This is a genomic window from Streptomyces sp. 2-1, assembly GCF_048564895.1.
GTDB lineage: Bacteria > Actinomycetota > Actinomycetes > Streptomycetales > Streptomycetaceae > Streptomyces > Streptomyces phaeochromogenes.
On sequence record NZ_CP183383.1, the window covers coordinates 8,317,162 to 8,335,493 of the forward strand.

21 protein-coding genes and 1 pseudogene are annotated in these 18,332 nt (G+C 71.2%); 7 read left to right on the forward strand and 15 right to left on the reverse strand.

The window, feature by feature from the left end; all coding sequences use genetic code 11:
* Together ACN20J_RS36620 and ACN20J_RS36625 are read right to left on the reverse strand one after the other, a co-directional pair.
* Entirely contained in the window at positions 1-483 is a 483-nt protein-coding gene (locus tag ACN20J_RS36620) for an NADH-quinone oxidoreductase subunit B family protein (RefSeq protein WP_266761119.1), read from the reverse strand.
* Positions 484-698: 215 nt separating this feature from the next.
* On the reverse strand, positions 699-1,049 hold the full coding sequence (locus ACN20J_RS36625) for an ArsR/SmtB family transcription factor (RefSeq protein ID WP_266761289.1): 351 nt from the start codon (positions 1,047-1,049) through the stop codon (positions 699-701).
* Positions 1,050-1,487: 438 nt separating this feature from the next.
* Between ACN20J_RS36625 and ACN20J_RS36630 the strand changes: the two genes are divergently transcribed.
* Positions 1,488-2,282, forward strand: a complete 795-nt coding sequence (locus tag ACN20J_RS36630) for a 2-phosphosulfolactate phosphatase (RefSeq protein ID WP_266761121.1) — start codon at positions 1,488-1,490, stop codon at positions 2,280-2,282.
* A gap of 11 nt (positions 2,283-2,293) precedes the next feature.
* On the opposite strand, the gene ACN20J_RS36635 is transcribed toward ACN20J_RS36630, so the two are convergent.
* The 10 genes from ACN20J_RS36635 to ACN20J_RS36680 all read right to left on the reverse strand — a co-directional run bounded on the left by ACN20J_RS36635 (position 2,294) and on the right by ACN20J_RS36680 (position 8,826).
* Positions 2,294-2,707 carry an anti-sigma factor antagonist gene (locus ACN20J_RS36635; RefSeq protein WP_266761123.1) on the reverse strand — a complete coding sequence of 138 codons (414 nt, stop codon included), beginning with the start codon at positions 2,705-2,707 and terminating at the stop codon, positions 2,294-2,296.
* 35 nt (positions 2,708-2,742) lie between these two features.
* Positions 2,743-3,168 (reverse strand): ATP-binding protein, encoded by a 426-nt coding sequence (locus ACN20J_RS36640; protein ID WP_266761125.1) that lies wholly within the window; start codon positions 3,166-3,168, stop codon positions 2,743-2,745.
* Complete coding sequence (locus ACN20J_RS36645; RefSeq protein WP_266761127.1) at positions 3,168-3,578, reverse strand: pyridoxamine 5'-phosphate oxidase family protein; 411 nt, start codon at positions 3,576-3,578, stop codon at positions 3,168-3,170. The genes ACN20J_RS36640 and ACN20J_RS36645 overlap by 1 nt, the downstream gene beginning before the upstream one ends.
* The gene (locus ACN20J_RS36650) at positions 3,575-5,308 is read right to left on the reverse strand and encodes a SulP family inorganic anion transporter (RefSeq protein ID WP_266761129.1); all 1,734 of its coding nucleotides are present in this window, start codon (positions 5,306-5,308) and stop codon (positions 3,575-3,577) included. Before ACN20J_RS36650 ends, ACN20J_RS36645 begins: the two co-directional genes overlap by 4 nt.
* Positions 5,305-5,646 carry an ArsR/SmtB family transcription factor gene (locus ACN20J_RS36655; protein ID WP_266761131.1) on the reverse strand — a complete coding sequence of 114 codons (342 nt, stop codon included), beginning with the start codon at positions 5,644-5,646 and terminating at the stop codon, positions 5,305-5,307. Before ACN20J_RS36655 ends, ACN20J_RS36650 begins: the two co-directional genes overlap by 4 nt.
* Positions 5,647-5,871: 225 nt before the next feature.
* The gene (locus tag ACN20J_RS36660) at positions 5,872-6,231 is read right to left on the reverse strand and encodes a zinc ribbon domain-containing protein YjdM (protein ID WP_266761133.1); all 360 of its coding nucleotides are present in this window, start codon (positions 6,229-6,231) and stop codon (positions 5,872-5,874) included.
* Between the two features lie 730 nt (positions 6,232-6,961).
* Entirely contained in the window at positions 6,962-7,363 is a 402-nt protein-coding gene (locus ACN20J_RS36665; protein WP_419667585.1) for a universal stress protein, read from the reverse strand.
* A 122-nt stretch (positions 7,364-7,485) separates the two neighbouring features.
* Entirely contained in the window at positions 7,486-7,848 is a 363-nt protein-coding gene (locus tag ACN20J_RS36670; protein WP_266761137.1) for a CBS domain-containing protein, read from the reverse strand.
* A gap of 68 nt (positions 7,849-7,916) precedes the next feature.
* The gene (locus tag ACN20J_RS36675) at positions 7,917-8,276 is read right to left on the reverse strand and encodes a transcriptional regulator (RefSeq protein ID WP_266761139.1); all 360 of its coding nucleotides are present in this window, start codon (positions 8,274-8,276) and stop codon (positions 7,917-7,919) included.
* Positions 8,277-8,508: 232 nt separating this feature from the next.
* Entirely contained in the window at positions 8,509-8,826 is a 318-nt protein-coding gene (locus ACN20J_RS36680) for a hypothetical protein (protein WP_266761141.1), read from the reverse strand.
* 371 nt (positions 8,827-9,197) lie between these two features.
* On the opposite strand from ACN20J_RS36680, the gene ACN20J_RS36685 reads away from it, so the two are divergent.
* The 6 genes and pseudogenes from ACN20J_RS36685 (at position 9,198) to ACN20J_RS36710 (ending at position 15,198) form a co-directional block, all read left to right on the forward strand.
* The gene (locus tag ACN20J_RS36685; protein WP_266761143.1) at positions 9,198-9,398 is read left to right on the forward strand and encodes a hypothetical protein; all 201 of its coding nucleotides are present in this window, start codon (positions 9,198-9,200) and stop codon (positions 9,396-9,398) included.
* 659 nt (positions 9,399-10,057) lie between these two features.
* Positions 10,058-11,194, forward strand: a complete 1,137-nt coding sequence (locus ACN20J_RS36690) for a malic enzyme-like protein (RefSeq protein WP_266761145.1) — start codon at positions 10,058-10,060, stop codon at positions 11,192-11,194.
* 225 nt (positions 11,195-11,419) lie between these two features.
* Positions 11,420-12,634, forward strand: coding sequence for a pyridoxal phosphate-dependent aminotransferase (locus ACN20J_RS36695; protein ID WP_266761147.1), 1,215 nt, complete (start codon positions 11,420-11,422; stop codon positions 12,632-12,634).
* Between the two features lie 299 nt (positions 12,635-12,933).
* The gene (locus ACN20J_RS36700; protein ID WP_266761149.1) at positions 12,934-13,500 is read left to right on the forward strand and encodes an SET domain-containing protein; all 567 of its coding nucleotides are present in this window, start codon (positions 12,934-12,936) and stop codon (positions 13,498-13,500) included.
* Positions 13,501-13,973: 473 nt separating this feature from the next.
* Positions 13,974-14,507: pseudogene (locus ACN20J_RS36705) on the forward strand (MFS transporter); the annotation flags it as partial.
* A 412-nt stretch (positions 14,508-14,919) separates the two neighbouring features.
* Complete coding sequence (locus ACN20J_RS36710; RefSeq protein ID WP_266761151.1) at positions 14,920-15,198, forward strand: hypothetical protein; 279 nt, start codon at positions 14,920-14,922, stop codon at positions 15,196-15,198.
* Between the two features lie 127 nt (positions 15,199-15,325).
* Here ACN20J_RS36710 and ACN20J_RS36715 read toward each other — a convergent pair whose 3' ends face one another.
* The 3 genes from ACN20J_RS36715 to ACN20J_RS36725 all read right to left on the reverse strand — a co-directional run bounded on the left by ACN20J_RS36715 (position 15,326) and on the right by ACN20J_RS36725 (position 18,322).
* Positions 15,326-17,365, reverse strand: a complete 2,040-nt coding sequence (locus ACN20J_RS36715; RefSeq protein WP_266761153.1) for a hypothetical protein — start codon at positions 17,363-17,365, stop codon at positions 15,326-15,328.
* Positions 17,366-17,648: 283 nt separating this feature from the next.
* Complete coding sequence (locus ACN20J_RS36720; protein WP_266761155.1) at positions 17,649-17,984, reverse strand: helix-turn-helix domain-containing protein; 336 nt, start codon at positions 17,982-17,984, stop codon at positions 17,649-17,651.
* 2 nt (positions 17,985-17,986) lie between these two features.
* Complete coding sequence (locus ACN20J_RS36725) at positions 17,987-18,322, reverse strand: tyrosine-type recombinase/integrase (RefSeq protein ID WP_323183215.1); 336 nt, start codon at positions 18,320-18,322, stop codon at positions 17,987-17,989.
* Positions 18,323-18,332: the final 10 nt, after the last annotated feature.

Genomic DNA, 18,332 nt, shown 5'->3' on the forward strand with positions numbered 1-18,332 from the left:
TCACCGCCCGGTCACCCTCCGCAGGGCCGCCACGATCTTCTCCGGCTCCGGCGGGCATCCGGGCACGGCCAGATCCACCGGTACGACATCGGAAACGGCGCCCTCGACGCCGTACCCGCCGGCGAACTCACCGCAGTTGATCGCGCAGTCCCCGACCGCCACCACCAGCCGCGGCTCGGGCATCGCGGCGACCGTGCGGCGCAGCGGCTCGGCCATGTTCCGGGTCACCGGCCCGGTCACCAGGGCCACGTCCGCGTGCCGGGGCGAGGCCACCAGCCGGGCACCGTACCGCTCGGCGTCGTAGACCGGGCTGAAGGCGCCCGCGATCTCGATCTCGCAGCCGTTGCAGGACCCCGCGTCCACACACCGCACCTGCACCGAGCCGCCGAACTCCTCGGCCGCGGGCGGCTGTTCGCCCTCCGGCCTGGGCGGGGCGGGCTCGGCCACCCGCCCGGTGTCGCGGATCTTGCGCAGCAGACTCATGACCGCCCCTCCCGATCGCTGGTGAGGACTTGCTTCCGCGGGTGGCTAACGGGTTCTCCCGAAGCCAGAGTTACGTCACTTTTCCTATGTTTTGCTAAGTTCGCGTCGTCTTGTCAGCGCTCGACGGGCCGAGATCCGCGGGGTGAAGGCGGCCGCCTCCCGGTGCCTAGAGCGCTGTCAACTCTCGGGAGACGGCCACCGCTTGAGGGCCGTCGCTAGGACGGCGGTTTCGCCTCCGTCTGGGCGGCCTGCAGATCGGCCAGCAGTTCGGCCTGACCGGCCAGCACCCCGGACAGGATGGTGCGGGCGACCCTGAGCAGCTCCGCGATGTGCGGACTGGTCAGCGAGTAGTACACGGTCGAGCCCTCCTTGCGGGTCACCACCAGGTTCGCCCGGCGCAGCACCGCGAGCTGCTGCGACAGGTGCGCCGGCTCGATGCCCACCACGGGCAGCATCTCCGCCACCGCGTGCTCGCGCTCGCTCAGCAGCTCCAGTACCCGGATGCGGGCCGGGTGGCCGATCGTCTTGAAGAACTCGGCCTTCAGTTGGTACAGCGGCGTGCTCATCGTGCCGTCGCCTCCCCGGTACAGCAGCACGGCCGCACCGGCCGGTCCTCGGCGCATCGCATCCACCTACTCGTCAACAACATGGGCCCCATCCTCGCGTGCGGCGACGGCCACGCCGAATCCGTGCACAAGAACACAACCGCCCGAAACCAGCGGTGATGACCTCAACAATTGCTAACATTAGCAAGTCTATACGTGTTGTGAGGGAGGCTTGCGTGAGAATCATTCCGCTGCTCGGCCCCGGGGTGGCCTGGTACAAGTGCCCCGCCTGCCGCCTGAAGTGCCGCCCCACTGCCGTCGGCGCTGAGGGCGCCTGCCCCCGGTGCGGGCACTCCCACATGATGCGACTGTCCTTCGGCGGCCGGAGCGCGGCGCCTGTGCCGCCCGGCGGCCGGAACTGACCGCAGTGACACAGGGGTTAGGCAAGGGGGGTGGGGCATGGGTGACTGGGCCGTGCAGTCCGGCAGCGGTATCCGCTTCGAGTGGGGGCCGGCCGGAGCGGGCCGCCTCGCCGGGGAGGCAGCCTGTCTGGTCGTCGTCGACGTGCTGTCCTTCACCACGGCCGTGAGCGTCGCTGTGCAGCAGGGCATCCGAGTGCTGCCGTTCTGGCTGCCGGACGGCTTCGCCGCCCCGGCCGAGCGGGCCGCGGCGCAGGAGGCCGCCGCCGTGTACGCACGGCGGTGCGGGGCACGGCTGGCCGTCGCCCGCCACGCCGTCACGCCCGACAGTCCCTGGTCCCTCTCCCCGGCCCATCTGCGGGCCGCACCGTTCGTCGCACGCCTGGTGCTGCCGTCCCCGAACGGTGCGGTCATCGCGCCGGCTGCACCGCCGCGGATGCGGGTGGTCGCCGCCTGCCTGCGCAACATCCTCGCTGTCGGCGACTGGCTCACCGCCCAGGGCTTTGGCACGCCCGGCCGCCCGGTGGCCGTGATCGCCGCGGGAAAGCGGTGGCCGGACGGCAGCCTGCGCCCCGCGCTGGAAGACCTGCTCGGCGCCGGTGCCCTCATCTCCGACCTGCACGCCCAGGCCGCGGGACCCCTGTCCGCCGAGGCAGCCGCCGCGAAGGCGGCCTACGAGGGCACCGCCGACCTCCGGCGCGCGGTCGCCTCCTGCGCCTCCGGCCGGGAGCTGGCCGCAACGGGTTACGTCGAGGACGTGGCCATCGCGTCGGAGGAGGACGTCGACACCGTCGTCCCCGTACGGGACGGCGACGGTGCCTTCGCCCCCGACTGAACCCGGCGAGGTCACTCTCCCGCGTCGTCTCCGGTCCGCCAGCCCGTCGTCCGCCACTCGTGGCGGCCCTCCGTCGGCTCGCCGTGCCGTGTGCTGTGGGCCGCGAGCGCGCCGACCAGATCGCTGTGTACGGGGATGGGCGGGCAGTCCCCGTCGGGCACGAGGGAGCCGTCCGCGGGGATCGCGGCCAACTCCAGGCCGCGGCTCGCCGCGGCGAGCCGCCGCGCGGCCTCGGTGATCGCCAGCTGCCCCTCGGCCGACCAGCCGCCCAGCTCGGTCAGGTCGACGATGACCGGACCACTCCCGCGTCCCACCACCCAGCCGACGGCACCGGCAAAGCGATGGACGGCGTCCGGGCCCAGGAATCCGGAGACGGACAGGACACCGAGATCCTGCTTGACGGTGTAGCGCCACTCGATGGTCATGTCGTCAACTTCCTTGCGCGGTCAGCCTGTGTGCTTCAGAGGGGGAGGGTGATCCAGATGCTCTTGCCCCTGCCGTCGGCGTCGCCCCGAACCACCGCGGTACCGCCCAGGCCCAGCGTGAGCTCCATGACGGTCGCCAGGCCGCCGCCACCGGCATCGGTGACCGCCCCGTACAGCGCCGGCTGGAAGGGGTGGCGGTCGTGCACGGCGAAGGCCAGACAGTCCTCGCCCGCCGCGTAGATGACGGTCACCTGCGGGGAGAGCACCGCAGCGTGCCGGACACTGTTGGTGACCAGCTCGCTCAGGATCAGCAGGGCCGGGCCGATGGTGGGGTGGCGCGCGTTTATGCCCCACTCGACCAGGGCCTGCTCGGCGGTCTCCCGGGCCGTGCGCACCGCGGACGGCATCGCGGGCAGCGTCAGCACATGCCGGTAGGGCAGGGCTTCCAGCCGGGTGGACATCAACTCTCCGTCCCGCGGGCCAGCCGGAAGCCGGAGACGGTCTGGGGATGGACGCGGACGATCGTGTCATGGGGGCCGTACGTCCAGCCGGTGAGCGTACGGCGGTAGTGGGCGGCCTCGTTCGGATCGGTGACCACCTCGGCGGGCCCGGCCACCGTCACCGTCCAGCCGGTGCCGGTCGCGGCCCGCACCTCGTCCACCTGGTACGTCGCCGTCAGCGGGACCGCCGCCGCCTGCACCGGAGCGCGCACCACCAGACGGCCGTACTCCCACGTGTGCCGGCCGGGCCGAACGACGGTCAGGTCCCGCTGCGGGTACACCAGCCGCCCCAGCGCGCTGCCCTCCAGCAGCCACAGGGCCTCCGCGCCGGAGACCTCAACCATGCGCAGGGGTACGGGTGGAGTGCTCATCCGACGGTTTCCTCTGTTTCCTCGCTGACGGGCCGGGTCATCTGGGCGGGCAGCGGCGGCATGACGCCGGCGCACTCCAGGTAGTCCCGAGCGCCTCGGATCGCCTCGGGCGTGGTGGCGTATTCGCGTCCCTCCAGACGCAGCAGCTCCAGCGCGCCGACGGAGTCCAGGACCTGGCGCTGGCCGTCGCGTATCCCCGACGTCATGACGACGATGCCGCGCCGGTTCAGCTTCTCCACCACGTCCTTGAGGACCAGCGCGCCGGTGGCGTCCATGGTCGACACGCGGGACATGCGCAGGATGATCACGCGGACGTCGGCGACCTCGGCCAGCTCCAGCAGGAAGCGGTGCGCGGCGGCGAAGAACAGCGGCCCGTCGATCCGGTAGGCCACGATGTGCTCGGCCAGCAGAGCGTGCTCCTCGGCGCTGTGGTCACCGCGGTCGAGGGGAACCTCTTCGAGGCGGGCCTGCTTGGCGACGGCGCGCAGAGCGAGTGCGCCCGCGACCACCAGACCGATGATCACGGCGTACACAAGGTCGAGGGCGAGCGTCGCGACCGCGGTGAGGACGAGGATCAGCGCATCGGAGCGGGTCGCCTTGGCCATCGCCTTGAGCGAGCCGACCTCGACCATGCGGATCGCGGTGGCCAGCAGCACACCGGCGAGCGCGGCCAGCGGAATCTTGGAGACGAGCGGTGCCGCGGCGAAGACGATCACCGCGAGGACGGCAGCGTGGACGAGGGAGGCCAGCCGGGAGCTCGCACCGGTACGGACGTTGACCGCGGTCCGCGCGATCGCGCCGGTCGCGGGCACGCCGCCGAACAGCGGGGCGGCGATGTTGGCGAGCCCCTGCCCGAACAGCTCCCGGTCCGGGTCGTGCTTCTGGCCCACCGTCATGCCGTCGGCGACCGAGGCCGACAGCAGCGACTCCAGGGCGGCCAGCGCCGCCACCGCGACCGCCGGGGCGAGCAGAGAGCCGAGCGAACCGAGGTCGAGGAAGGAGAGAGAGGGCGCGGGCAGGCCGGACGGCAGGTCACCGATCGGCTTGGCCGCATCCAGTCCGGCGAGCTGCGCCACGATCGTCGCCGCGATCACCGCGAGGATGGAGAAGGGGATCGTGGGCCGCAGGCGGGCCCCGACCAGCATGACGGCGGCGACCGCCAGCGCGAAGGCGGCCGCGGTCCAGTTCGGATTCTTCGCGAACTCCTCCAGCGCGCGCCAGGCCACCACGAGCACGCGGTCGCCCTCAGGCTTGGGCACCCCCAGGGCGTTCGGGATCTGCTGCAGTCCGATCACACAGGCGATGCCGAGGGTGAAACCCTCCACGACGGGCGCGGGCACGTACTGCATGTACTTGCCGGCCCGCAGCACCGCCAGCGCGACCAGCATCACGCCGGCCATCAGCCCGACGGTCAGCACCCCGCCCGGCCCGTACTCGGCGACGATCGGCACCAGCACCACCGTCATCGCACCGGTCGGCCCGGACACCTGCAGATTCGACCCGCCGAAGATCGCTGCGAGCACACCGGCGATGACCGCGGTCGCCAGCCCCGCCTCCGCGCCCAGCCCGGAGGAGACGCCGAAGCCGAGCGCGAGCGGCAGCGCGACGATCGCCACCGTGAGACCGGCCAGCAGGTCCCGGCGCGGATCCCGGCGCATCTCCGCCAGATCACTACGGCCGGGCAGCAGCGAAGTGAACCGGGCCCCGATCCAGCCAATCGAAATCTTCATCGCGCGGTGACCTCGGCTTCTTGCAGCTCGGCCAGCAGCTCGTTCTGCCCGGTGAGCAACTCGGTCAGGATCCTGCGCGCCGCCTGTATCAGGTCCGCGACGTCCCCGCTCGCCAGCGCGTACACCACCGTCGAACCCTCACGCTTGGAGGTGACGATGCCCGAGCGGCGCAGCACCGCCAGCTGCTGGGAGAGGCTGGAGGGCTCCACCTCGATCGCGGCCAGCAGGTCACGTACTGGCGACGGCCCGTCCTGCAGCAGCTCCAGCACCCGTATCCGTACGGGATGCCCCAGCATCCGGAAGAACTCTGCCTTGGCCTGGTACAGCGGAACGGACACGATCCCTCGACTTCCCCGGACAGCGCCCCGACCGGGGCGGACACAAGGCTGTGCCCGCGGCTACCGGTCGCGGACACAGCCAGCACAGCATCTAATGAATTGCAAAATTTTGCAATTCAGCATCCGGTTGCTGCCGAGGAGACTTCTCACCGGCTGTGCGGCCGGGCGGTGGGGAAACTGTGGCTGCCGACTCGTGGCGGTGGTCTACCCCACACCAGTCAGAGTTCAGGCCTTCTTGACCACGCTGGACTTGAGCTGCATCGCGCCGAACCCGTCGATCTTGCAGTCGATGTCGTGGCCGTCGACCGCGTCGACCAGCCGGATGCCGCGCACCTTGGTGCCGGCCTTGATCCCCGACGGGCTGCCCTTGACCTTGAGCGCCTTGACGACGACCACGCTGTCGCCGTCCTGCAGCACGTTGCCGACAGCGTCCTTGACGACCCGCACCCCGGCGGCGTCCCCACCCTCGGCGCCGCTTTCGGCGGGGTCCCATTCGTGGGCGCACTCCGGGCACACCACGAGGGCGTTCATCTCGTAGGTGTACTCGCAGGAGCACTTCGGGCAGGGGGGAAGATTCTCGGTCACCCCGTCAGAATATCCGGCCTCGGCACCTGCCCCGACGGTCGCCGGCCGGGGCCGTTCGCCCGGTTCATCGGCTCTTGTTCTGCCTCAGCGACCAGGCGCACACGCCGCCCGAAGGCGCGCGCCCGCGTCCGCTGGACGGGCCTGACACGGCCCCGTGCGTCCTCGCGGTGGTGCACGGGTGAGGGAGGCGTCCACGGTGATCGCCGTGGTGGGGCACGCGGATCTGACCGTGTCCACGCTGAACCTGCCGTCGGCCGAGCTGCCCGCGAGAGGGGAGAGGACCGCGCCTGGCCACGCGGTGGGCGCGGTCCGAGCGGGTGCTGGGCTGCCCGTCGGGTTCGGACGGGCGCTGTGCCACAGCAGCCGAGTCCCGCAGGGCGACCATGGGGCGGCAGGAGAGCCGCCGTTCGTGGCCGGCACGTACGGCTGCTGCCTACGATCCGGCGGATCTCGGGGCGACTGTCCCCGGCGACGCCAGGGGGGCACCTGGTGGCCTTCACGCGTGACCTGGGATCGCGGTGGAGGCCGTGCGGCCGCCGGTTGCGGCCCGCACAGCACAGCCGGACGCGTCCTCAGCTTCCCGGCATACGGGTCCGCGGGATCTGCCGACTGCAGTGGTGAGGGCCGGTACGTCACGGCCTGAAGGTGCTCAGCTCAGGTGTCGCCCGGCCTCTTCGGGTCGCCGGCGGGCGTGGCCCCTTCGCATCGTGGCCGTGCCGTTCCGCCCCGGCTACGGGATGATGATCACGGGACGGCGCGGATGCCGGGCCAGGCGACTGCCGACGCGGGAGAAGAGCCTGGCGGTGATGGAGTGGCTGGCACCGACGACGATGGCGTCGGCCGCGTACTGTCTGCTGATCTCTTCGAGTTCGCTGCGGGCATCGCCGCGGGTGTGGACGGCCACCCACGGCACCTGTGTCAGCTGCCCGGTGCGGGCCAGCGCGTCGGTGAGGTCGTCGGCGCTGTCGTCGGGGAGGTCGATGGCGACCAGTGCTTCGCCGCCAGCGCACCAGTCCACGGTGGGCCACTGGTAGGTGACGTGGACGACCACCAGGCCCGCTCCGGCCCGCCGTGCCATGCCGCTGGCGTACGCGAGAGCCCGCTCGCTGGACGGGGATCCGGTGTATCCCACGACGACGCCGTGCCGGAAGCGGGGATCGCGCCACGGAGGGAGCGCATCCCCGGGAGCAGGTGTCGCGTCGGGCAGGTGTGGACGGTGTTCGCCGCTGTGGCGTTTGTGCGGCAGCCAGTGCCTCATAGGTCGTTCCCGGTAACGGCCCGCAGCCGTGCGGCAGTGAGGACGCCCACCGCGTAGCCGTCGTCGTCGACGACGGGCAAGACGGCCAGGGAGCGTTCGCTCATGGCGGCGGCCGCCGCCTCGGCGAGCGTGCCCGGGTGCGCGTAAGGGCCGCAGTCGTGCGCGATGTCACGGACGCGGGTGCTGTCGGCGTACCAGGGCTTCGCGTCGTGGGCGGCGAGCTGTTCGCGGGTGACGACGCCGGCGCATCGCCCGGTGTCGTCGCGGACGAGCACGAAGTCGGTGCGGGACCCGCGCAGGACGTCAAGGGCCCTGTCGACACCCGCGTGATCTGCGATCTGCACGAGCGGCACGTGCATGGCGTCGGCGACAGTGGGGCGCGCGAGAGAGGCGATGGTGGGCTCCAGGGGCGAGGGCGGGACGGGGGTCAGGGCAGGCGAGCGGGAGAGGCGAGCGCAGCGGACGGCGCTGCGGCCCGCAGGTCTTCGAGGAGTCCGGTCCGGCCGGCCAGGGCTGCGCCGCGGATGCTGTGTGCCTCGGTCAGCGGGTCGGCCGCCTCGGGGCTCGGGGGACGGCAATGAACCGTGAAGACTTCCCTGCGGGTGGCGACCGGATGGGCGCGGCGCAGGACGGCAAGCCGGTGGGAGAGGCGAGCGGCCTGCACATCCGACCCGGGGAGCGGCTCGGAGACGGCGTGCTCCCGTTGGCTGAGCAGCGCAGCTCCAGGGCGCGGATGCGGGCCGGTCATCGGGAAACCGGCCTTGAGCTGGTGCAGGGGTGTGGTCACCGTGGCCGCCTCCCGGGTTCCCGGTGCCGGGCACCGTGCGCCCGCGTCGGATGCCAGGTGGCCTGGGCATGCCAGGGCACGCCCCGTCCGGGGCGGACGAAAAGATCGAGTGCCGGCCTTGTTCATCGTGGTGATGTTGCCTTCGCTCGCCGCAGGTGAGGGAACTCGCCCACGGGTCCGCGATCGTGGCACCGCCGAGCGGTCCGAGCCGGCCCCGTGGGGTACCGCCAGGTCAAGCGGAGGCCAGGGCGGCCAGCGCGGTGTCGAGGTCGGGATAGATCCCGACGCAGGCCGCGCAGCCGGTCAGCAGCGGGGCTTCGCGACCCCGCAGACCGCACACGGCGATCGGGGCATGCACGGCCTTCGACGCTGCGGCCTCGCCCTCCTCGCTCCAGCCGAGCAGGCCGGACATGTCCAGCACGATGGCGCCGGCCGCATGGGAGCGGACCCAGTCCAGTGCGCCTTCGAAACGGTGAGCGTCCTGGCGGCCCAGGTAGCCGGACAGGTGCATCACGCTCACACCGTGCCGTTCTGTGTATTCCCACTGCATGGTCACCGCCTCCCCGACGTGCGCCCGGCACTCCAGCGCCAGGGTCGGCTGCGGGCACCGGGATGAAGAGGGCGGGGATGCCCGCAGCGCGAGCAGCACCCCTGACCGTCGAGCGCGGAGGGTCGGCACCGCAAGCCGCACGCCGGGCAGAGCAGGATCGGCGCCCACGCGCCGCGAATCGGTGTGATGCGCATCCCCGCCTCCTTTATTCATCCATCAATTGCCAATGTTAGCAACTGGTAAGGTTCGTAGCCAGCGGCCGTCCCGGAACCGACGCCGGGGCGGCCGCGCAGTACTCCACCACCCGAGAAGTCGCACACGTGCCGCCATCGCGCGCTCGGGTGGCGGGCGCAGGCGCAGAGGAGGCGTTGATGGGCGAGGGGTTCGAAGCCGAACTGTGCCGACGGGCAGCGCAGTTGCGCCGGAACCTGGCCGAGGCGGCCGCGCGTCAAGACGCGTGGTCGGTCGCCCTGCACACCGTGGACCTCGAGGACGTCGAGCGCCTGGGGCGCGTGAACGGCGTCGAACTGTCGGGCGGGGCGGACCAGGCCGGGGCGGCGTATGGCCGGTGAGGCAGGCCGCGCTACGCCCCTCTTCCGGCCGGTGCAGGGACGTGGGCATGCAGCGCAGCGGCATCGCCCCGCCAGGCGGTGCACCGATGCCGCCGGATCCCTGGAGAGCCGGGCGCTACCTCACCGTGCGGTCATGTCCGCGGGCGAGGCGCTGTCCTTGCCCGACCGCGCGACGGTGGGCCGCCTGGTCCGGGGCCAACGCGCCGTATCCCACGTGCGGATCTTGCGTCATCGTCGCGATTCCGGACAGTTCGTCGTGCGCGTGCGGCTCATCCCCGGTCGGGGCCCCGTCCCCCTGTTCCGGTCGCCTCACCTGTCGGATCGGACGCTTCGGCCCGCAGAATCACACCGGCGCGACCCTGCTCGTCAGCGGCACCGTCGAATGAATGGATCACCGACCCGGGTCGGCGGGCCCGCCTCCGAGTGCCGCTGTGCGCCTGGCCGGAGGAATGAAACGGCCACCGCCTGCCGATCCGCTCCGACGTCGTCACCGACTGCAGCCCCGACCGCGAGGTGCCCTGACCGGGTGCCGGTCCCGCTCCCCGGACAAGGAGGCCGACCCCATGCCCTCTAGCCACGTCCCCCCTTCGCGTTCTCCCGGCCGGCCCCGCCCGGCCTTCAGCCTCCGGGCGCATGTCCGGCAGGAATCGGCGCCCCGGGTGGCCGCGGCCATCGCCGCCCTCCCCGGAGCTGTCCTGATCGAACAGGACGGCGGTTCCGCGGCCGGCCTGTGCTGCCTCACTGTCGACACCGACGGGCCGGTGACCCTGCTGCGGCTGCGCACGGTGCTGCGCGAACGTCACGGCGCGGATCTGGTCCACCTGTCCGATCCCGCCCTCGACGCCGCCGCCACCGGCAAGACCACCCAACGGCTGTGCGCGCCCGCCGGCACCGCCCGGGAGCGCGCCCTGCTCGACACCGACGCCGACCACCGCGTCATCCAGCACCTGATCCTCAACCCGGGCAGCGTCGACTCCTGCACCGGCCGGCGCCGCCGCATCGCGCTGATCTCCAACGCCTCCGCCGTGGCTGATCTCGGCCCGCTACCGGCTCCCACCGTCCTGCCGGCCCTGGAATCCGCCGCCGCCCACCTGCACCGCGCCACCGGCCTGGACATCCACCCCCTGCCCATCGCCGCCGACACCCCCCAGGACCTGGCCGCCACGGCCGCCGCACTGGCTCCCGGCTTCGCCGCACTGTGCCTGTCACACACCCACCCCGCCTACGTCGGCGCGGTGCGCGCCGCCCTGCAGCACACCGGCACTCCGGTCGTGGACACCACCGGCCACGCCCACGCGGTCGCCGTCGCCGCCGCCACCCTCAACGCCCTGCGGCACAAATCCATCCCGGCCGGCAGCGCCCACGTGATCCTCACCGGTGGCGACCGCGGCGGAGACCTGCCCGCTCTCCTTCTCGGCGCCGGAGTCACGAGCCTCACCCTGCACGAGGGCGGGACACCCCTGGCGGAGCCGGCCGTCCCCGCCGACCTCGTCGTCGATCTGGCCGGCATACCCGCCCCAAAGGACGGCACCCCCGTGCTGCGCGCCTGCCCCCAGGACCTGCCCGAACTCCACGCGACCACCCGCCGCCCCCACCCGTTGCATGCCCTGCCGGCCCTGCTCGCCGCAGCCGCACGCACCCGACGGCTCACCCATCACGGCCTGCTGGCCGCCGTGCACGCCCTGGCCGAACTCGCCCCGCCCGGCCAGCTGCTGCCCGCCGTCGACGAGCCCGGCCTCACCCAGGCCCTGACCACGGTCCTCGCCCGCGACCCGGCCCACCCCACCGATGCCTGAAGGCGCCCACCACGCACCCACGGCGACACCGCACGCACACGTGCCGGAGACGGACCTCACCTGTGACGGCGTTGTCAGCACGCACCGGGCGGCCGGCGAACAGCCGTTCACGATCGGGCGCCGGGCGATGAGCAGCAGTGCGTCGCCGACGACCACACCACTGCCCGGCCGAGTACCGGCACGTAGCGGCGGGCCCCCCGCGATCTCCCCCATGAGGTGACAGGCATGCAGGTGAACCAGTCCAGCAAGCTCGCCGGAGTCTGCTACGACATCCGCGGCCCGGTACTGGACGAGGCGATGCGCCTGGAGGGCCAGGGCCACCGCATTCTGAAGCTCAACACCGGCAACCCGGCCACGTTCGGCTTCGAGGCACCGGCACAGATCCTGCGGGACATCGCCGACAACCTCGCCGGCGCGCACGGGTACGGCGACGCCAAGGGACTCGCCTCCGCCCGAACCGCCGTCAGCCACTACTACCGGCAGCGCGGTGTGGCCGACGTGACGCCCGAGGACATCTACCTGGGCAACGGAGCCTCCGAGCTGATCCAGATGTCCATGCAGGCACTGCTGGACGACGGCGACGAAGTGCTGATCCCCGCCCCGGACTACCCCCTGTGGACCGCCTCGGTATCCCTGGCCGGGGGCACCGCCGTGCACTACCGCTGCGACGAACAGGCCGGCTGGTTCCCGGACCTGTCCGACATCGAAGCCAAGATCACCAGCCGCACCCGGGCCCTCGTCATCATCAACCCGAACAACCCCACCGGCGCCGTCTACTCCGCAGAACTGCTGCGCGGCCTGGTGGAGATCGCCCGGCGCCACCAGCTCCTCATCTGCTCGGACGAGATCTACGACAAGATCCTCTACGACGACCAGGCCCACACCTGCACCGCATCCCTCGCCCCGGACCTGCTGTGCCTGACCTTCAACGGCCTGTCCAAGGCATACCGGGTGGCCGGATACCGCTCCGGCTGGATGGCCCTCTCCGGCCCCAAGCACCACGCCGCCGGCTACATCGAGGGCCTGAACATCCTCGCCAACATGCGGCTGTGCGCCAACATGCCCGCCCAGTACGCCATCGCCGCCGCCCTCCGCGGCCGACAGTCGATCAACGACCTTCTCCTGCCCGGCGGCCGGCTGCTCGAACAGCGCGACACCGCCTGGAAGCTGCTCAACGACATCCCCGGCGTCTCCTGCGTCAAGCCCCAAGGCGCCCTGTACGCCTTCCCCCGCCTCGACCCGAAGGTCTACAAGATCAAGGACGACGCGCAGATGGTGCTGGACCTGCTCACGGCCCAGCACATCCTCATCGTCCAGGGCACCGGCTTCAACTGGCCAGAGCCCGACCACTTCCGCCTCGTCACCCTTCCCCACGTCGAAGAACTCACCGACGCGGTCACGCGGATCGCCACGTTCCTCGACGGCTACAGCCAGCCCTGACACAACGCACGGGCCATTCAGCGGGAGTCTGGTCGTCGTCCGGATCCGGTGACGGATGGCTGCGGTGCGTCCCCGCTGAGTGGACCCGGATTGAACGCCCGGGCGGCTGCGCAGTGCGACCAGCCGCTTAGGCGTCCGGCCGTCTCGATTCGGCCTGTGCCGATGGGCCGGATATCAGGCGCAAAGTAGCGTCGTGAGGCGTCGCGCCGGTTGAGTATCTTGCAGACGATCAATCGGAATCGATCATTCGTGCCATGCCTTGCGGATGGTCCCCGCCGTGGGGAACGCCCGCTTCATCCGTGACCGGCTCGCGGGCAGAGCTGATCCTTGAGAGAGCAGGCATCGTGAACGACGGCTACGAACTCCAGCGAACCGACGCCAAGGGGGAAGGCGTGTTCGCCACCCGGTCCTTCCAGGTCGGCAAGACAGTGATGGTCGGTGTCATCGACCGCGACCTGGACCACAACCACTCCCACGCCTCCCAGGTCGGCGAGAAACAGTTCGTGCTGCACGGCGGGCTCATCCCCAAGGTGAACCACTCCTGCGAGCCAAACTGCGGAATCCGCCTCAACGCCAGCGGCGCCCATGACCTCATCGCCCGCCGGCCCATCACAGCAGGCCAGGAAATCACTTTCGACTACGCCATGCGGAACTACTCCGTCGATCACTTCGCCGCCCACTGCCAGTGCGGCTCACCACGCTGCCGTGACCGCATCACCGGCTGGAAGGATCTACCCGCCGAGCGCAAAGCCGACTACCACGGCTTCGTCGCCCCCTATCTCACCGACATCGACAACCAGCCCGCTACCGAGCAGGCCGGACAGGTCGCGCCGATCGAGCGAAGGACGCCGCCCAAAGTCCGGTGACATGACCGAGAAGGCCCCGACTGCCCCCTGCGTGATCACCGGTGACGGCTCTTCCTCGTGCTTCCCACCGCTCTGCCCCGCCCGCTCTCACAAGGCGCCGAACGGACGCTCAATCCGCCTTACTTCGGCGACCTCGCGCACGGCGTCCTGTCTCGCAGAGGCGTCTTGAAAAGGGCCACCGTCCTGGCCCCGGCCACCGGCCACCGGCCACCGGAACGACCGCGACGGCCTGGACTTGGCACCGGTCCCCCGAACGCCACCGACGACAACGCCCTCGGCTCCCACGACTGCCTCTTCACCGTCCCGCTCCCGCAACGCCCGGCGAGATGTCGCGGCGCCACGTCTTGGGCCCCGTTGCACTGGTCCGGAGTACGGCCCATGACGGCCGAAGGCCCTGCGATCGTCCACTGTCAACGAGGTGGGCGCGCCCGGCAGACTACCGCCATGACCGAGATCACCCGCCCCTCAGCCACATGCGGCGAGGGAAAGTGGCTCACCCCGGGAGCGAAGGCATCGGGACAGCGAGCCTGCTCGCCGATGTCGGCCACGAGATCCCCACCGCGCTGCTGCCGTCCCTGCTCACCTCGATCCTGGGCGCGCCGGCCGCCGCGCTCGGCGCCATCGAAGGCATCTCGGACGCGCTCGCCGGGGCGGCCCGCTTCGGCGGCGGTGTCCTGGCGGACGACCCAGCCCGGCGACGGAAGGTAGCGGTGGGCGGTTACGCGACCACCGCTGTACTGGGAGCAGTCACAGCCGGCGCGACCGCCGTGTGGCAGGTCGGCGTTCTGCGCGCCGCGGCCTGGACCGCCTGCGGCCTGCGCGTGCCCGCCCGCAATGCGCTCCTCGCGGACATCGTCCCGGCCAGGGTGTATGGGCGGGCGTACGGCTTCGACGATCTCGGCGCGATCTTCGGCCCGCTGCTGGCACTCGGGCTCGTGGCCTGGCTCGGCGTGCGGTGGGCCATCGGCCTCTCGGGTATCCCCGGCAAGCTCGCAGCCGCCGCGATCTTCTACGCCACCCAGCACACCCCCGTCCGACCAACCGCGACAAGGTCCCGCTCAAGATCCGTCTGCGCCCGGTACTCCGAGGCGACCTCGGCAAACTCATGGCGGCCGTCGCAGCGTTCGAGGTCGGCAACGTCGCCGCCACCCTGCTCATCCTGCGCGCATCAGACCTGCTCACCCCGGTGCACGGCAGCGACACGGCGACCACGATCGCGCTCGGCCTCTACACCGCCTACAACGTGGCCGCGACGCTCCTCGCTTCAATCCCCGCCGGCCGACTCTCCGACTGGCTCGGCCCCCGCGGCCCGTTGCTCGTCCTGGCGAGCGGGGTTGCCGCCTTCGCCGCCGCTACAGTCTGTTCGCCGCGGCCGCCGCGACGGTCATCGTCCTCGCCCTCCCCTTCCTCCTGGCCGGAGTGGGCATCGGCGCCGTCGAGACCGCCCAGCACTCCGCCGTCGCCACCCTCGCCCCCAAAGACCTGCGCGGCTCCGCCTTCGGCCTGCTCGCCACGGTGCAGTCACTGGGCAACCTCGCCGCCAGCACCGTCGCGGGCATCCTGTGTATCGTCCTCTCGCCCATCGTGGCCTTCGCCTACCTCACGGCGTGGATGCTCCTGGCGTTGGTGGGCCTGTCGTGCGGGTGCGGCGGCAGCACACCCCGGTATGGCGCCTGGCACCGGCCCGGTTCCAGATGAGGCAGCGCGGGCAGCGGCCGTCGTAGCCGACCGGCCCCCAACTCTCGTAGGTCACATAGGAGTCGATACCGGTTGAGATCATGCGCGCCATCGCATCGTTGCATCCCTTCGACGGCTGTCCACGGGCCTACGGGATGATGGGCTCGGCGGTGAACCTCTCCGGGTGGGCCGCGGCGACGTAGTTCATCGCGGTCTGGTCCGAGATGCCGAAGACCTTCATCAGATGCACTGGATCTGCGGTCTCGCGGGCCTCGTCCAGGATTCGGTCGATGCGTAACTGGCGGGCGTTGAAGCCGAGTTGCCTGAAGATCCGCTGGAAGGCGTACGGGCTCATCGGCGGATCGGCGGGGTCGTGCGCCGTGACCCGTGTGATCAGCAGGTGCGGGTTGGTGGAGTACGGCAGGCGCGTGGCGCGTTGCTTGAGCATGGAGGCGATCAGCGACAGGGTGAACTCGTCCAGGTAGACGAGCCGCACTAGCCTTCCGGAGGCATCCCGCAGACCGATGGTTCCCTTTGACCGGTTCAGGTCCGTCAGCAGTGCTTCGCGGATGGCGTGCGCGCCCAGGGCGTGGATGGCCACCAGCGCGACCGCGACCTTGCCGACGGGGGTGGGGGTACGGTCGATGAGTCCGGCGAGCCGGTCTGAGGGGACCGGCCGGGGTACGACGACGCGGCGGCTGGCCCTGATCGCACGCGCCGGGTCGTGAAAGATGACCCGTTCGCGCTTGAGTGCCTTGAACAGGGACCGTAGGGCGTAGAGAGTGCTGGCGCCGTCGGTGCCGTCGACCGCCTTGTGGACCTGGTGGGTGGTGATCTCACGCAGGGAGGCGATCGACGGTCCCCACGCTTGGAGATGGGGGACGATGTAGGCGAGGTACCCGGAGACGGTTTTCCACGGCACGGTAGGCGATGGACGCCGGCCTTCACCGCGCAGCACCACGATCCATACGTCCACCTCGGCAAGCAGGTGGGCTGGCACCCGCTGACGCAGCCGCGCAACGCCAGCCCGGTGCGGGTCGGCGTGCCGGATGTGATCAGGAACGAGCAAGCCCCGTTCGGCGAGGAAGGGGATCAGACGCCGGGCGCTGTAGCCAGTGCCGAGGCGCGAGATCGCCCACAGATCGGCTTCCTCGATGGGTGCCTCCGGGCCTAGCCATGCCGTGACCATGGTCAGGGTCCGCTGATGCTGGTGGAGTGCCTTCGGCTTCCAGCCGTGGCGGGCGGCGTGCTGGGCAAACTCCCGCCGGAGAGCTTCTGCCTGGTCGCAGAGCAGGGGCAGCTCGCGCTGGTGCAACACCTCCCAGCGGCGCGGCGGAGTGGGAAACAAGGCGAGCTGGCCGACGGTGACGAAGGCGGGTGACACCGAGAGCTCTTGCTGCCCTACCCTGCACGTCTCGACCGTGGCCACTTGACGCCGTACCCCGTCGGGGCCCGTGACGAGCCGGTAACCCGGCCAGTTCTGCCTGCGCGGGCCGGGCCCGTCAACCCACAGTTGGACCCCGGCGGCCGACGCCCGCTCGCCGAAGTACGCCAGTCCATACAGGCACATCCGGCACCAGCCCTGGTGCAACGGCAGCTCCCGCCCACAGCTTCCGCATGCGCCTACTTGGGAGTGGAGAGCCGTGAAACTCCGGCACGGACGGCATAACCTGGCCCCGTCCGCCTTCCACGCCAGACAATGCGCACAGCTTGACGCCCGCACCGCCATTCTGCGCCGACGGCGCAGAACCTCCGCGCGCTCGGCCTGAGGCCCGAACCCGGCGTGATCGAGCACCTCCGCAACCATCGCCGGCAAACGCGGCAGCCGAAGGACGATGTCGAGGCCGACACGCCGCTCGCCCGCGGGACGGGCCGCCAGCGCCTGGCGGCACAAAGAGAGCAGGCCGCGGTCGCGGACCCAGGCTCCCTGTTCCGCCGCCACCGCCTCGATCGCCGCCTTGACGGCCCCCATCTCTTTCGAGCACCCCGCCGCCGCGAAGTCACGCGCGACCAACGTCCCATGGCTGACGCCGATGAGCGCAAGCTGGCCGGGGATCGCCGGCGAGCGTGCCGCAGCCTGAGCGGTTTTACGCTGCTGCTCCTGCGCGCGCTCGAACTGCCGTCGCGTAATGCGTGGTCGGCCGGCCGTTGACCGCAGCACGTCAGGCAGGATCAAGGACAGCTGCACAGTCCGCATCCCGCGCGGAGCGGGAGCGCGCTCCCGCTCCGGGCCAACGCGGACTTCCAACGCGCACAGGCGGCACAGCCCGTACTGGTCGAAGCGGACGTCCTGCGGCCAGCGGCATACGCGGCACTGTCCGACGCCGCCGTTCTTCGGGTGCCAATCCGTACACGGCTGGCAGACGCCGTGAGGCCGCACCAGCCCCCAGGCGCCACACCGCCGGCACGACTCCGCGGGGCGCGCTGCCCACCTCGCCCACAACTCATCCCGGACGGCCAAGGCTCTACCCCTAGTTCGGCGGAAGCGACCTGCGCCCGGAGCCTCCCGGACGCGGAATCGGCTGCACCGACCCCTCGGCGCTGCCGCCGGCCGCCCGGCGGGGCGTCTCGTCCTGCTCGGCCCGGTAGGCGTCCGGCTCCGCCTGCATCAAGTCCGCGACCGTGCAGTCGAGGGCCGCGCAGATCTTGTCCAGGTCGTCCAGCCGCACAGTGACCGGCTGGCTGCCCCAGAGCGCGGCGACCTTGCTCAGCGACGGGCTGAACCCCACCTCCTTGAACGCCGCGAGCAGCTGCACCGGCCGCCAGACGTCCCGCCGGGCGGCGACCATCCGCAAGTTCCATTTCACCGCTATGCCCTTCCCCTCAGCCGCTTGACGGCCCGGTGCGATGCTTCCAGGCTCGCCTGCTCCGGATCAGCACGAACCGACGAAAGGTACCCAACCGTCGTTGTTGCCCAGCGATGGCCAAGGATTTGCTGTACATCCCACAACGGCATGCCGTCCTCATAGTGATGGGTGGCGCAGGCGTGCCTGAGCAGGTGGGGAAATAGGTGGCTGACCGGCCCGGCCAGATGGAGCTTCGAGGCTTCCCGCAGCGCCCGCCGAAACGCGTCCGGGCCGACCGGCGGTGCGATCGGCACATTCAGCGCAGCCACGCCTTTGGGCAGCCGCTCGGACGGGAACAACGGCGCGCCC

Coding starts and splice junctions, on each gene's coding strand:
- ACN20J_RS36620 (WP_266761119.1), bottom strand. CDS start 483: ATGAGTCTGCTGCGCAAGATCCGCGACACCGGGCGGGTGGCCGAGCCC.
- ACN20J_RS36625 (WP_266761289.1), bottom strand. CDS start 1,049: ATGAGCACGCCGCTGTACCAACTGAAGGCCGAGTTCTTCAAGACGATC.
- ACN20J_RS36630 (WP_266761121.1), top strand. CDS start 1,488: ATGGGTGACTGGGCCGTGCAGTCCGGCAGCGGTATCCGCTTCGAGTGG.
- ACN20J_RS36635 (WP_266761123.1), bottom strand. CDS start 2,707: ATGACCATCGAGTGGCGCTACACCGTCAAGCAGGATCTCGGTGTCCTG.
- ACN20J_RS36640 (WP_266761125.1), bottom strand. CDS start 3,168: ATGTCCACCCGGCTGGAAGCCCTGCCCTACCGGCATGTGCTGACGCTG.
- ACN20J_RS36645 (WP_266761127.1), bottom strand. CDS start 3,578: ATGAGCACTCCACCCGTACCCCTGCGCATGGTTGAGGTCTCCGGCGCG.
- ACN20J_RS36650 (WP_266761129.1), bottom strand. CDS start 5,308: ATGAAGATTTCGATTGGCTGGATCGGGGCCCGGTTCACTTCGCTGCTG.
- ACN20J_RS36670 (WP_266761137.1), bottom strand. CDS start 7,848: ATGCACGTGCCGCTCGTGCAGATCGCAGATCACGCGGGTGTCGACAGG.
- ACN20J_RS36680 (WP_266761141.1), bottom strand. CDS start 8,826: ATGCAGTGGGAATACACAGAACGGCACGGTGTGAGCGTGATGCACCTG.
- ACN20J_RS36685 (WP_266761143.1), top strand. CDS start 9,198: ATGGGCGAGGGGTTCGAAGCCGAACTGTGCCGACGGGCAGCGCAGTTG.
- ACN20J_RS36695 (WP_266761147.1), top strand. CDS start 11,420: ATGCAGGTGAACCAGTCCAGCAAGCTCGCCGGAGTCTGCTACGACATC.